Origin of the sequence: Pyxidicoccus xibeiensis (assembly GCF_024198175.1) — a bacterium.
GTDB lineage: Bacteria > Myxococcota > Myxococcia > Myxococcales > Myxococcaceae > Myxococcus > Myxococcus xibeiensis.
Window position 1 is genome coordinate 1 of the sequence record NZ_JAJVKV010000021.1, and the last position, 14,793, is coordinate 14,793.

The window sequence follows — 14,793 nt, forward strand, 5'->3', positions numbered from 1 at the left end:
CCCTCTCCGCACGCATCACCCAGGCGCTGAAGCAGGGACAGCAGGGCCCCGAGCTCCCACCGCTGGTGCCCGTGCCTCGCACCGGCCCCCTGCCGCTCTCCTTCGCACAGCAGCGCCTGTGGTTCATCGACCAGCTCGAACCGGGGACCGTCACCTACAACCTGCCGTCCTTCGTGCGGCTGGAAGGGTCTCTCGACATCGAGGCACTGAGGGCCGCGCTCGTCGAGCTGGTGCAGCGCCATGAAGCGCTGCGCACCACGTTCATCGAGCAGGAGGGCCAGCCCCTCCAGGTCATCGCGCCTGGCGCCAGCCTTCCCCTGGCAGTGGTGGACCTGAGCGGGCTCGCGTCGGAAGCCTCGCAGACGGAGCTCGAGCGGCAGCTGCATGAGGACGTCTTGCGGCCCTTCGACCTCACCACCGGTCCGCTGCTGCGCGCGGGCCTGTGGAAGCTGGGGCCGGACTCGCACGTGCTCGCGCTCAACATGCACCACATCGTCTCGGACGGCTGGTCCATGGGCGTGCTGGTGCGCGAGGTCAGTGCGCTCTACGAGGCCTTCGTCCACGGCAGGCCGTCTCCCCTGCCGCCCCTGGCCATCCAGTACCCCGACTACGCCGTCTGGCAGCGCTCCTGGCTCCAGGGCGCGGTGCTCGCGGAGCAGCTCGGCTGGTGGCGCCAGCAGCTCTCGGGTGTCGCCACGCTGGAGCTGCCCACGGACAGGCCCCGCCCGCCCGTGCAGAGCTTCCGCGGCGCCCATGTGCACGTGGGCCTGTCACGTGCCACGTCAGACAGGCTCCAGGCGCTCTGCCAGCGGGAGGGCGCCACGCCCTTCATGGCGCTGCTCGCCGCGTACCAGGTGCTCCTGTCACGCTACTCCGGCCAGCAGGACATCTCCGTGGGCTCGCCCATCGCTGGCCGGCAGCGCGGCGAGCTGGAGGGCCTCATCGGCTTCTTCATCAACACGCTGGTGCTGCGCGCCCACGTGGAGCCGCGGTCTTCCTTCGTCCACCTGCTGCGACAGGTGAAGGAGACCGCCCTGGGTGCCTACGCGCACCAGGACGTGCCCTTCGAGAAGCTGGTGGAGGAGCTGCAGCCCCGGCGCGACCTGAGCCGCAGCCCCCTGTTCCAGGTGTTCTTCGCCCTGCAGAACACGCCCACGGGCCCGGTGGGCGAAGGCACGCTGGCGCTGCACCCGGTAGGGGTGAAGGGCGCCTCCGCCGTCGCCAAGTTCGAGCTGCAGCTCAACCTGTCCGAGTCGGTGGACGGCTACGCCGGCACCCTCGGCTACAACACCGACCTGTTCGACACCGCGACGGCCGAGCGCATGGTGGAGCACTTCCACATGCTGGTGGAGGCCCTCGTCTCCCGCCCGGAGGCCCCTCTGGCCTCCGTCTCCATGCTGCTGGAGGAGGAGCGGCGGCGGGTGCTGGTGGACTGGAACGCCACCGTCACCGAGTACCCGCGCGGCGCCACGCTGCCCGAGGTCTTCGCTGGGGTGGTGGCTCGCTTCCCGGAGAAGGTCGCCGTCGAGTTCGGCGACGAGCAGCTCACCTACGCGCAGCTCGATGCGCGCGCCAACCAGCTCGCACACCACCTGCGTTCACTCGGGGTGTCCACCGACTCGCGCGTGGCGCTGGCCGTGGAGCGCTCGCTGGAGCTCATCGTCTCCCTCGTCGCCATCCTCAAGGCCGGTGGCGCCTACGTCCCGCTGGACCCGTCCTACCCGCGTGAGCGCCTGGCCAACATGCTGGAGGACTCGCGCCCGCGCGTGCTCGTCACCACTCGCGCGCTGCGCTCCAGATTGCCCACGGAGGGCCTGTCCGTCGTGGTGCTGGAGGAGACCGACCTCTCCCGGCAGCCCGCCACCGCCCTGCCCCTGGCGGCGCTGCCGGACAGCCTCGCGTACATCGACTTCACCTCCGGCTCCACCGGCAGGCCCAAGGGCGTCGGGACTCCGCAGGCCGCCGTGCTGCGCACCGTCTTCGGCGTGGACTACGCGCACCTCGGGCCTGACGAGACATTCCTGCTCATCGCCCCCGTCTCCTTCGATGCCTCCACGCTGGAGCTGTGGGGCCCGCTGCTCCATGGCGCGCGCCTGGTCGTCTTCCCGCCCCACTCGCCTTCCGACCTGAAGGAGCTGGAGGCCGTGCTGGTGAAGCACGGTGTGACGACGCTGCACCTCACCTCCGGCCTCTTCACCCAGGCGGTGGACCACAACCTCGCGGGCCTGCGCGGCGTGCGCCAGCTGCTCACCGGTGGCGACGTCGTCTCGGCGCCCCATGTCCGCCGCGTGCTGGAGGAGCTGAAGATTCCGGTGACGGCCTGCTACGGCCCCACGGAGACCACGCTCTTCGCCTCGTGCCACCGGATGACGGGGGTGGAGCAGGTGGGCACCTCCGTGCCCATCGGCCGGCCCATCGGCAACACCCAGGTGTACGTGCTGGATGCCTCCGGCCAGCCCGTGCCGCTGGGCGTCACGGGCGAGCTGTTCATCGGTGGCGACGGCGTGGCCCGAGGCTACGTGGAGCAGCCCGCCCTCACCGCCGAGCGCTTCGTCCCCGACCCCTTCTCCCCCGCGCCCGGCGCCCGCCTCTACCGCACGGGTGACCTGGCTCGCTGGCGCAATGACGGCGTGCTGGAGTTCCTCGGCCGCGCCGACGCGCAGGTGAAGGTCCGCGGCTACCGCATCGAACTGGCCGAGGTCGAAGCCGCCCTGCTGGCCCACGCCGACGTGCGCGAGGCCGTGGCGCTGGTGCGCGAGGACGTCCCCGGCGACAAGCGCCTGGTGGGCTACGTGGCCGCGCCCGGGTCGCTCGACACGGCGGCGCTGCGCGCCTTCCTCGCGCAGCGGCTGCCCGAGTACATGGTGCCCTCCGCCCTGGTGCGCCTGGACTCGCTGCCGCTCACGGCCAACGCCAAGGTGGACCGGAAGGCCCTGCCCGCGCCGGAGTCGGTGGCGTCCGCGCAGGCCACCGCCTACGTCGCCCCGCGAAACCCCACCGAGGAGCTGCTCGCGTCGCTCTGGGTCCAGGTACTGCGCGTGCAGCGCGTGGGCATCCACGACAACTTCTTCGAGCTGGGGGGCCACTCGCTGCTGGCCACGCAGCTCATCTCCCGCGTGCGCTCCGCCCTGGGTGTGGAGCTGCCCCTGCGCGCGCTCTTCGAGGCGGCCACCGTGGCGACCCTCGCCGCGCGCATCGAGTCCGCTCGCGAGTCCGCCTCCGGGCTCCAGGCTCCCGCCCTGGTCCCCGTGCCTCGCACCGCGCCTCTGCCGCTGTCCTTCGCGCAGCAGCGCCTGTGGTTCATCGACCAGCTCCAGCCGGGCAGCGCCTCCTACAACATGCCCACCTTCATGCGCATGGAGGGGGCACTCGACACGGAGGCCCTGCAGCGCGCCTTCGATGCGCTGGTGCAGCGTCACGACGCGCTGCGCACCACCTTCACGCAGCAGGAGGGCCAGCCCTTCCAGCGGATTGCGCCTCACGGCGAGCTGCCGCTGAGCAGGACGGACCTGAGCGGACTGGAGCCCCAGGCCGCCCGCGCGGAGCTGGAGCGCCGGCTGCGCGAAGACGTCCTGCGGCCCTTCGACCTGTCCACCGGCCCGCTGCTGCGCGCGCAGTTGCTGAAGCTGGGGGCGCAGGAGCACGTGCTCGCGCTCAACATGCACCACATCGTCTCGGACGGCTGGTCCATGGGCGTGCTGGTGCGTGAGGTGGCGGCCCTCTACGAGGCCTTCTCCCAGGGCAGGCCGTCGCCCCTGCCGCCCCTGGCCATCCAGTACCCCGACTACGCCGTCTGGCAGCGCCAGTGGCTGCAGGGTGCGACGCTGGATGCGCAGCTCGGCTGGTGGCGCCAGCAGCTCTCCGGCCTCACGACGCTGGAGCTGCCCACCGACAAGCCCCGGCCGCCCGTGCAGACCTTCCATGGCGCCCACGTGCCGGTGACGCTGTCGCTTGCTGCTTCCGAGAAGCTCGCGGCGCTGTGCCAGCGGGAGGGGCTGACGCCCTTCATGGCGCTGCTGGCGGCGTTCCAGGTGCTGCTCTCCCGCTACTCGGGCCAGCAGGACATCGCCGTGGGCTCGCCCATCGCGGGCCGCCAGCGCAGTGAGCTGGAGGGCCTCATCGGATTCTTCGTCAACACGCTGGTGATGAGGGCCCACGTGGAGGACGACGCCTCCTTCCTCCACCTGCTGCGCCGGGTGAAGGAGTCGGCGCTGGGGGCGTACGCCCATCAGGACGTGCCCTTCGAGCGACTGGTGGAGGAGCTGCAGCCCACGCGAGACCTGAGCCGCAGCCCGCTCTTCCAGGTCATCTTCGCGCTGCAGAACGCGCCTGGGGCCACGACCCACGCTCCCGCGCAGCCGGAAGCCCGGAGGCCGGAGCTGGCACTGCGCCCGCTGGGCGAGGTCACCCTCCCCACCGTCAGGTTCGAGCTGGAGCTGACCCTGACGGAGTCGCCGGACGGCTACCGCGGCGCCCTGCGCTACAACACCGACCTGTTCGAGGCCGCGACGGCCGAGCGCATGGCGGAGCACTTCCGCCTCCTGGTGGAAGGACTGACCTCGCAGCCCGAGGCTCCCCTCGCCTCCGTCTCCATGCTCTCCTCGGTGGAGCGGAAGAAGCTGCTGGGGGAGTGGAGCACCGCGGCCTCCAACGCCCCGCGCTCCGCCACCCTGCCCGAGGTCTTCGCTGGGGTGGTGGCCCGCTTCCCGGAGAAGGTCGCCGTCGAGTTCGGCGACGAGAAGCTCACCTACGCGCAGCTGGACGCGCGCGGCAACCAGCTCGCGCACCACCTGCGCAGCCTGGGGGTGGGGGCGGACTCGTGCGTCGCCCTCGCGGTGGAGCGCTCGCTGGAGCTCATCGTCTCCCTCGTCGCCATCCTCAAGGCCGGCGGCGCCTACGTCCCGCTGGACCCGTCCTACCCGCGTGAGCGCCTGGCCAACATGCTCGAGGACTCGCGCCCGCGCGTGCTCGTCACCACTCGCGCGCTGCGCTCCAGGCTGCCCACGGAGGGCCTGCCCGTCGTGGTGCTGGAGGAGACCGACCTCTCCCTGCAGCCCGCCACCGCCCTGCCCCTGGCGGCGCTGCCGGACAGCCTCGCGTACATCGACTTCACCTCCGGCTCCACCGGCAGGCCCAAGGGCGTTGGCACCACCCACCGCGCTGTGCTGCGCACCCTGCTCGGCGTGGACTACGCCCGCTTCGGGCCAGACGAGACGCTGCTGCACCTGGCCCCCATCTCCTTCGATGCCTCCACCTTTGAAATCTGGGGCGCGCTGCTGCATGGCGCCCGGCTGGTGGTGATGCCGCCCCAGGTGCCCTCGCTCGAGGAGCTGGGCCACGTCCTCCAGCACTCCGGCGTGACGACGCTCTGGGCCACCATCGGCCTCTTCACCCAGTTGGTGGACCATGCCTCCGCGGGGCTGCGCTCGGTGAAGCACCTGCTCACCGGTGGCGACGTGGTGTCCGCGAGCCACGCGCGCCGCGCGGTGGAAGAGCTGGGCCTCCGCGTCACCAGCGCCTACGGCCCCACCGAGACGACGGTGTTCGCGACCACCTACGCGCTCCAGCATCCGGAGCAGGTGGGCGGCACCGTGCCCATCGGCCGGCCCATCGCCGGCACCCAGGTGTACGTGCTGGATGCGCACGGCCAGCCCGTGCCCGTGGGCGTCACCGGAGAGCTCTTCATCGGTGGTGACGGCGTGGCCCGCGGCTACGTGGGCCAACCGTCGCTCACCGCCGAGCGCTTCGTCCCCGACGCCTTCTCCGGCGAGCCTGGTGCCCGCCTCTACCGTACCGGCGACCTGGTGCGCTGGCTCGACGGCGGTGTGCTGGACTTCGTCGGTCGCGCCGACACCCAGGTGAAGCTGCGCGGCTTCCGCATCGAGCTGGCCGAGGTGGAAGCGGCCCTGCACGCCTTCCCGGGCGTGAGTCAGGCCGTGGCGGTGGTGCGCGAGGATGTCGCTGGGGACAAGCGCCTGGTGGGCTATGTCGCCGCGACCGACGCCCTCGACATGGCCGAGCTGCGCACCGCCCTGAAGCAGCGGCTGCCCGAGTACATGGTGCCTTCCGCCCTCGTGCGCCTGGACACCCTGCCCCTCACGGCCAATGCGAAGGTGGACCGCAAGGCCCTGCCCGTGCCCGACGTGGCGCGTGCCTCGTCCACCGAGTCCTTCGTCGCTCCTCGCACGCCGACCGAGGAGACGCTGGCGGAGCTGTTCGCAGCCGTCCTGAAGCTGGCGCGAGTGGGTGTCCACGACAACTTCTTCGAGCTGGGCGGCCACTCGCTGCTGGCCACGCAGCTCATCTCCCGCGTGAGGTCCACGCTGGGCGTGGAGCTGCCCCTGCGTGCCCTCTTCGAGGCGTCCACCGTGGCCGCCCTCTCCGCGCGTATCGAGTCGACGCAGCTGCCGGGACGTTCCCTCCAGGCCCCCGCGCTGGTGGCGCGCGACACATCCTCGCAGTCCCTGCCACTGTCCTTCGCGCAGCAGCGCCTGTGGTTCATCGACCAGCTTCAGCCGGGGAGCGCCTCCTACAACATGCCCTCGCCGGTCCGGCTCACCGGAGCGGTGGACATCGCGGCGCTGGAGCGGAGTCTGGACGCGCTCGTCCGGCGTCATGAGTCGCTGCGCACCACCTTCGCCTCCCACCAGGGCGAGCCCGTGCAGGTCATCCACCCTGCCGCGGACTTCCATCTGCCCGTGGTGGACCTGAGGGCGCTGTCGCCCGAGCAGCGCGAGGCCGAGTCCCTGCGGCTGGCCACCGAGGAGGGTGTCCGCCCGTTCGACCTCGCCCGTGGGCCGCTGTTCCGCGCCTCGCTGCTGAAGCTGGCGGCCGACGACCACGTGCTGCTGCTCAACACCCACCACATCGTCTCCGACGGCTGGTCCCTGGGGGTGCTGGTCCGCGAGCTGGCGGCGCTCTACGAGGCCTTCGCCTCCGGTGCGCAGCCCCAGCTCCCGCCGCTGCCGGTGCAGTACGCCGACTACGCGGTGTGGCAGCGCAACTGGCTGCGCGGCGAGGTGCTCGAAGCGCAGCTTGGCTACTGGAAGCAGCAGCTCGGCGATGCACCCCAGGCACTGGAGCTGCCCACCGACCGGCCCCGTCCGGCCATGCAGACCTTCCACGGCGCGGTGCACCCGTTCGCGCTGCCCGCCGAGCTGGGGCAGCGGCTGGAGGCGCTTGCCCGCGAGCACAACGCCACCCTCTTCATGGTGCTGCTCGCCGCGTGGCAGACGCTGCTGCATCGCTACTCGGGGCAGGAGGACGTCGTCGTCGGTTCGCCCATCGCGGGCCGCAACCGCACGGAGACGGAAGGCCTCATCGGCTTCTTCGTGAACTCGCTCGCCCTGCGCGCCCGCTTCTCCGACTCGGACACCTTCGCGTCCCTGCTCGCCCAGGTGCGCGAGAGCACGCTGAGTGCCTACGCCCACCAGGAAGTGCCCTTCGAGAAGCTGGTGGAGGTCCTCCAGCACGAGCGCGACCTGAGCCGCTCGCCGCTGTTCCAGGTCATGTTCTCGCTGCAGAACCTGCCCTCTTCCTCCATCTCGCTGCCCGGGGTGCAGCTGTCCTCCGTGGCAGCCCCCACCCACGTCGCCAAGTTCGAGCTGACGCTGGCGATGACGCCCGGCACTGACGGCCTGTATGGCTCGCTGAGCTACAACACCGACCTGTTCGACGCCTCGACCATCGAGCGCATGGCGGGCCACCTGGGCGCGCTGCTGGAGGCCCTTGCGGCCAACCCGGCTCGCCGGCTGTCCGAGCTGCCGCTGATGCGCGAAGACGAGCAGCGGCAGCTCCTCTCCCGGTGGAACGACACCGCCGCGACGTTCGACGACGGTGCCTGCGTCCATGAGCTGTTCGAGGCCCAGGTGGCGAGGACGCCGGATGCCGAGGCCGTGCGCTTCGGCTCGGAGTCGCTGAGCTACCGCGAGCTGGATGCGCGCGCCAACCGGCTCGCCCGTGAGCTGCGGGCCCGAGGCATCCGTCCCGACATGCGCGTGGCCCTGTGCGTGGAGCGCTCGTTCGACCTCGTCATCGGCATGCTGGGTGTGCTCAAGGCTGGCGGCGCCTACGTCCCGCTCGACCCCGCCTACCCCCGCGAGCGCCTGGACTTCATGCTCCAGGACTCCGGCGCGGCGGTGCTCCTCACTCACTCGCACCTGCGCGGCGTGCTGCCGGCCTTCTCCGGCGACGTGCTGGCGCTCGACACCGCCGAGCTGTCCCGCCACCCGGCCACCGCGCCAGCGCGCCTGGGCACCGCCGACAGCCTCGCGTACGTCATCTACACCTCCGGCTCCACCGGCCGTCCCAAGGGCGTCATGGTGGCCCACCGCGGCGTGCCCAACCTCACGCGACACATGGCCGAGGCCACGGGCCTCGAGCCTGGCCAGCGCGTGCTCCAGTTCGCCTCCTACAGCTTCGACGCCGCCGTGTACGAGGTGACGACGACGCTGCTGCACGGCGCCACCCTGGTGCTCGCATCCCGCGACGCGCTGCTGCCCGGCCAGCCCCTGGTGGACACGCTGCGCGGCCAGGCCATCGACTCCGCGCTGCTGCCTCCCTCCGTGCTGGCACTGCTGCCCACCGAAGGCCTGGAGACGCTGGGCACCGTCATCTCCGGCGGCGAGGCCTGCACCGCCGAGGTGGTGGCGAAGTGGGCCCCGGGCCGCAAGTTCTTCAACGCCTACGGCCCCACCGAGTCCACCGTCATCGCCACCCTCCACGCCTGCGTCCCGGACGGCCAGCGCCCGCCGCTGGGCAAGGGCCTGTCCAACACGCGTCTCTACGTCCTGGACCGCCACCTGCGGCCGGTGCCCGTGGGCGTCGCCGGAGAGCTTTTCATCGGCGGCGTCGGCCTCGCGCGCGGTTACCTGGGGCGCCCTGAGTTGACGGCGGAGCGGTTCGTCCCCGACGCCTTCAGTGATGTCCCCGGCGCGCGCCTGTACCGCTCCGGAGACCTCGTGCGCTGGAAGGCCGACGGCACGCTGGAGTACCTGGGCCGCACCGACTTCCAGGTGAAGCTGCGAGGCTTCCGAATCGAGCTGGGAGAAATCGAGGCCGTGCTGTCCGCCCACTCCGGCGTGCGGCAGGCCCTGGTGCTGGTGCGCGAGGACCGCCCGGGCGACAAGCGGCTCGTGGCCTACGTCGTCGGGACGGACCTCTCCGTCGAGGCGCTCCGCGCTGCACTCAAGCAGCGGCTGCCCGAGCACATGGTGCCCTCCGCCTTCGTCCTGCTGGACGCCCTGCCCCTCACGCCCAACGGCAAGGTGGACCGCAAGGCCCTGCCCCTTCCCGAGGTCTCCGTCTCCACCGTGGAGCAGGTGTCTCCTCGCGACGTGCTCGAGCACTCGCTGGCGGGACTCTGGGCGGAGCTGCTGGGCGTGCCCGCCGTGGGCATCCGCGACAACTTCTTCGAGCTGGGCGGCCACTCCCTGCTCGCCGTCCAGCTCATGGCCCGCGTCCAGGAGCGCACCGGCCGCCAACTGCCTCTGGCCGCACTCTTCCAGGCGCCCACCGTGGAGGCCCTGGCCTCGCTGCTGCGACAGGTGCCCGCGCCCTTCTCGCCCCTGGTGCCCATCCAGCGCGGGGGTGAGCGCCGGCCGCTCTTCCTCGTGCACCCCGTCGGCGGCAACGTCCTGGGCTATGCGGAGCTCGCGCGGCGCCTCGGCGCGGACCAGCCCGTCTACGGCCTCCAGTCCCAGGGACTCGACGGCCAGCAGCCCACTCTCGGCACCCTCGAGGAGATGGCCGCCCTCTACGTCGAGGCCATTCGCACCGTCCAACCCCACGGGCCCTACCTGCTCGGCGGCTGGTCGCTGGGCGCAGTCGTGGCCTTCGAGATGGCCCGCCAGTTGGAAGTCCGAGGGGAGAAGGTGGCGCTGCTGGCGCTCATCGACCCCAGCCCCGCCACGGCGGACCGCGTGAAGACGGACACGGAGGACCGCGCTCAGCTGGCGGCCCTCTTCGCCAGGGACCAGGCCCTGCTCGCCGCCAACGCGCCGTGGATGCCCGAGGCGCAGCTCGTCGAGCAGGGGCCGGACGCCATCCTCCAGCACCTGCTGGACGCGGGCCGCCAGGCGGGCCTGCTCGTCCCCGAGGTGGGGCTGCCACAGCTGCGCACCCTCTTCGAGGTCTTCGCCAGCAACACGCGTGCGCTGAAGCACTACGTGCCCGGGCCCTTCTCCGGGCGCGTCACCCTGCTGCGCGCCAGCGAAGGCGCGGAGGAGACGAACCGCACGCCGGACCGCGGGTGGGCGGCCCTCGCCACGGGAGGCCTGGACCTGAGGGAGGTGCCCGGCAACCACTACACCGTGCTGCGCACCCCGGGCGTGCAGGTGCTGGCGGAGCTGCTGTCGGCGCTGCTGGAGCGGGCGCGCGCGGAGGAGAAGGACGCGTCACCCGCCGCATGAGCGGGGCACCGGGCCCAGGGGCGTGAAGGACGGATGCGCCCCTGGTTTCCCGCCGGGCCTCGTGTGGCGCGGCCCTGGCCGGGAGAACCCCAGCCAGGGCCGTGACCTCCCAGCCGTCCGGTGATTGCCTCGAAGCGGCAAAAGTGACGCCCCACCACTCGCGGTGGGAACCGATTTCTCGCGGCGTTATCGGAGGGCACACGACCTTCCTGGAGGCCGAGGCCGCCCGCGCGCCGACGCCCCAGGCCCAAGTGTCGCTCGGCATGAACCTGGTCAACGCGGCCCTGACGCTGGAGGAGCCCGAGCGGGTGCTGCCCCTCCTGCAGCGCAACGAGCGCGAGCTTCCGCACGACGAGGCGCCCCCGCGGCACCTGTCCCTGCTCTATCAGGCCCTGCAGCGTCCCGACGACGCGCTGGCGGCCATCGACCGCGCGCTCCACAACAAGGCCGAGGGGCGCGTCCGGGTGCTCCTGCTGACGAGCCGGGCGAACCTCCTGAACGCCCACGGGGACCGGGGCGCGGCGGTGCGCACGCTGGAGGAAGCGCTCCGCGTTGCCCGGGCGCTCCCCCAGAAGCTGAACATGGACCGACAGGTCGCCATGCTGGAGCAGCAGCTCACGGAGCTGAAGTCCGCCCCGCCCGCGAGCCCTCCGCGCGGATGACGTCTCCCGGGCGGCCCGGCGCCGCGCCAGGCAGGCCGCCCTGCTTCACCGCGCCGAGCGGAGCGCGCGTGGAGAGCCACCGCCGAGCTTCTTCAAAAGACGCCGCAGGGTGCCCGCGTCCTGGTAGCCGACCTCCGCGGCGACGTCGTCGACGCTCAGGCGCGTCGAGTGGAGCAGCGCCTGGGCGCGCCGGACCTTGACGCTGTGGACGAGCGCCAGAGGGCTCCGGCCCGTCGCGCGCCGCACGTGGCGCGACAAGGTCCGCTCCGTCATGCCGAGCTTCGAGGCCAGCTCCGCGACACCCGGTGGACTCGGGAAGCGCGCCTCGAGCTCCGAGGTGATGCGCGCAATCAGCGCGTCTCCGTTCGCCAGCAACTCCGGCGCGACGAACTTCGCCTGCGCCTGCCTGCCGTCGAGCAGCAGGGTGCGCGCGAGGAGGTCCACCAGCCGCGCGCCACAGCGCTCTCGAAGCAGGTGCAGCATGAGGTCGGTCTGCGCGAAGGCCGCTCCGGCCGTGATGACAGGACCATCCGCGCAGACCATCGCATTCGTGTCGACGGTGCAGCGCCGCTCCATCTCGGCGAGCAGGCCCCCGAGCCACCAGGTGGTGGTGGCCCGACGGTGAGGGAGGACTCCCGCCTGCTGCAGCAGGAAGACGGACGAGCAGGAGGCAGCCACGCGCCCTCCGCGCGAGACATGACGGGCGATGGCCTTGGAGAGCCTCGTGGCGTCCGGCCGCGCGAGCCGTGCGCGCACCGCGGCGGCGTGGGTGGTGCCGAGTCCCGGGATGACCCACGTCGTCCGGTCCTCGCGGGCCATCATGCGCAGGCGCGACGTCTCGATGCTCACGTGCGAGGAGAGCCGGACCGCTCCGCCGTCGACCGAGCAGACCTCGAAGTGCAGTGACTTCGCGCCCAGCGTGCGCGCGGCCTGGAGCATGTCGAGGGTCGCCGTGACGCCCGTCGCGAAGGCGCCTTCCGGGACGATGAGGGTGAACGCCATGGTGTCCGAATCTGCCTGAAAAACGTCTTTTCCGACACTGGCGTCGGTACGGAGACCGATGGTCTGTTCCGGGCAGACGACATCGGAGGGAGCATGACGACCCGAGCAGCCGCGGCCCCGCGCAATCTCGAAGAAGACGACCCGCTCGAAGACTTCCAGCACCGGGAGGTCACGCTGCTGGGGAAGACTCGAAAGGTCTACACGGCGGGAACCGGCCCCGCCGTCATCGTGATGGCCGAGATGCCGGGCATCAGCCCGCGCGTGGCGCGCTTCGCCCGCTGGGTGCGGGACTCCGGCCTCACGGCATGGATGCCCAGCCTCTTCGGCCGCGACGGCGCCGTGCCCACCGCGAAGGAGGGACGGGCCGTCTTCGAGCGCGCGTGCATCAGCAGGGAGTTCCGGGCGTTGGGCGCGAACGAGTCGAGCCCCATCTCGGCATGGCTGCGAGCGCTCGCCGCGCATGCACATGCGGAGTGCGGCGGCCCGGGCGTGGGCGCGATTGGCATGTGCTTCACCGGCAACTTCGCGCTGTCGATGATGCTGGAGAAGGCGGTGCTGGCTCCGGTGCTGTCGCAGCCGTCGCTGCCGCTCGATGAGCCCGCGGGGGTGCAGATTGCTCCCGACGAGCTCGCGCGCGTACGGCAGCGACTGGAGGACGAGGACCTGACAGTCCTCGCCTATCGCTTCGAGGGGGACGCCTTCTGTCGCGCGGAGCGCTTCGCCGCGTACCAGCGGGCGCTCGGCGAGCGCTTCGTCGCGCGCGTGCTGCCTGACAGCGCCGCGGGCCCGAAGGCGGCGCGCTCCGACGACTTCTTCCGCTTCATCCCCACGCCTCACAGCGTCCTGACCGTCCACCTCGTCGACCGGGAGGGCGAGCCCACCGCCGCCGCGAGAGACGAAGTCCTAGCGTTCTTCCGTCGGCGGCTCCTGGCGTGACGGGAACACACGCCGGAGCGTGCCGCGCGGTTACTCCGAGCGGAGAACGTCGGCCGGGTCCACGCGCGCGGCGCGCCGCGCGGGCCCGTAGCTGGCCAGCATGGCCAGGGTGACGAGCAGCGCGCAGCCCCCCAGGCCGGCGGCCTGTAACCTTCCTGAAACTGGCCGGGCCCGAGTCCCAGCTGCCAAGGAGACAGCCGAACCCGAGTGGAGGTGACAGCTTCGATGTCGAGGCCCCGGCGTCCGCCCGGCTCCTCAATCGGCGGTGAGGCCCTCACCGCGTAGGCAGCTCGCGGAAGGTGATGCCGTCCAGGTCCAGGTGGCGCACTGCTTCCATGAATCGCTCGGTGCCGATGACCATCGTGGCGAAGTTGCCTACGCGGAACAGGTCCCGGTCCGTGGGAAGTGAGGCCACCTCAAGGATGGGTTCGTCGGGCCGCGAGAATGCGAACCGGCCACAGGTGGCACACGGGGGAGGCACGTCTGGCGGGATGCAGTCCGGGTGCAGTCGGCCATGGGGCTCGATCTGGAGTTCCAGGATTTCCGGCGGGTTCTTCTGGCGGAACCGAAGCGCCGTCGAGTAGCCCCGGAGCCCTCGCACCCCTTCTGCCAAGAGGCGCTCCAGTTCTTCCCGGAGCACGAGCAACAAAGAGGTGCCTTGCCATGCAACGGGGCCGAACTTCCCGGAGGCCGAGCCTTCCAGGGGCCCGAATTGCGTGCCGGGAGGCAACGCGGCACCGGGAGGGACCAGAGGACGCGCCAGCTCGCGCAGGCGCGAGAACTCCTCAACAGCCACCGGCCAGGGACGTACGAGCCTCGCCCGCTCGGGCAGCTGCGACAAGTCCACTCCGGGATAGTCGTGCCCCGCCCCGCCCCATGTGACGCCACAGGCGTGGCACTGCACGCCAGGCAGGCGCCACCTGTGCGTTGCATCGAAACTCCCGTTGAAGCGGCCCCTTGCCGCCTCGTCTTCGCGCAACCAATAGAACCTCGTCATTCGCCGAGCCCCTCACGTCCCTGGCCGGGAATAGTAGGGCTGGATGGGGCCGCCAAATAGCTCGAAGCGGTAGATGAGCTCTCCCGCGTGCTTGTAGAGCTCAGCGGGGCTGGCGAACGGCTTCGCATCCTTGAGCTGCCGCCATGCCTGGTTCCATGGCCCCCCTCGCCCGTCGTTGCCGTGAATCCGTCGGTGGACGTGAAGCGGTATGAGCATGGTGTAGTCGTGAATCGCGACGCCTCTATCCCTGAACCACTCCGCAAGGTCTTGAGCCTGGGGAAAGATGTGGTGTTTCTCCCAGCGTCCGGGCGTGAGCTGCCGTGAAGGGGGGATGATTCTCTCGGGGCCGCCGTTCCAGTTGGGGAAGACCATGACGGCGCCACCGGGTAGCTTCCCCGCGCCTCCCCAGTTCCTCCGCGGACCGCTGCCCGGCGCCGCCGCAGGAGGCCGCGCTCCCGGGAAGCGCGTCGACTTGACTTCACCGGGTGCGTCCTCCCAGCGGTAGAAGCCGCAGTCGGCACCCAGGCACAGAAGGGTGACGCACTGGTCCTCCTCGGGGTGTTCGCACTCCACTGCAGCCTCGTCCCACGAGTGCTGCAAGGGAGCGCGAGGAATCGTTGAGCAGCCCAGCAACGACGCGGTCAGCAGCGAAAACCACGAAACGAGAACAGTTCGCATAACCAGCGAACCCTAACACCCCGCCCTGCTACCTCGCGTCGAGCGCCGCCAGCAAGGTGATGCCCGCGGGGCTCCAGTTCCAGGGCCAGTTCAGGGTAGAGCGCATCCA

General features: G+C 71.3%; 6 protein-coding genes. 3 read left to right on the plus strand and 3 right to left on the minus strand.

Features of this window, described 5'->3' with window-relative positions; genetic code table 11:
* The first annotated feature begins 71 nt into the window (after positions 1-71).
* Positions 72-10,409, plus strand: coding sequence for a non-ribosomal peptide synthetase (locus LXT23_RS45210; RefSeq protein ID WP_253986741.1), 10,338 nt, complete (start codon positions 72-74; stop codon positions 10,407-10,409).
* Between the two features lie 263 nt (positions 10,410-10,672).
* Positions 10,673-11,071, plus strand: coding sequence for a hypothetical protein (locus tag LXT23_RS45215; protein WP_253986742.1), 399 nt, complete (start codon positions 10,673-10,675; stop codon positions 11,069-11,071).
* A gap of 45 nt (positions 11,072-11,116) precedes the next feature.
* On the opposite strand, the gene LXT23_RS45220 is transcribed toward LXT23_RS45215, so the two are convergent.
* On the minus strand, positions 11,117-12,073 hold the full coding sequence (locus LXT23_RS45220; protein ID WP_253986743.1) for a GlxA family transcriptional regulator: 957 nt from the start codon (positions 12,071-12,073) through the stop codon (positions 11,117-11,119).
* Positions 12,074-12,166: 93 nt separating this feature from the next.
* On the opposite strand from LXT23_RS45220, the gene LXT23_RS45225 reads away from it, so the two are divergent.
* Positions 12,167-13,009, plus strand: a complete 843-nt coding sequence (locus LXT23_RS45225; protein WP_253986744.1) for a dienelactone hydrolase family protein — start codon at positions 12,167-12,169, stop codon at positions 13,007-13,009.
* 274 nt (positions 13,010-13,283) lie between these two features.
* Here the strand turns inward: LXT23_RS45225 and sitI6 are convergent, their stop codons facing one another.
* Both sitI6 and sitA6 read right to left on the minus strand, forming a co-directional pair.
* Positions 13,284-14,006, minus strand: coding sequence for a SitI6 family double-CXXCG motif immunity protein (gene sitI6, locus LXT23_RS45230; protein WP_253986745.1), 723 nt, complete (start codon positions 14,004-14,006; stop codon positions 13,284-13,286).
* Between the two features lie 12 nt (positions 14,007-14,018).
* Positions 14,019-14,684: a SitA6 family polymorphic toxin lipoprotein gene (gene sitA6 / locus LXT23_RS45235; RefSeq protein WP_253986746.1), complete on the minus strand. Its 666-nt coding sequence runs from the start codon at positions 14,682-14,684 to the stop codon at positions 14,019-14,021.
* Positions 14,685-14,793: the final 109 nt, after the last annotated feature.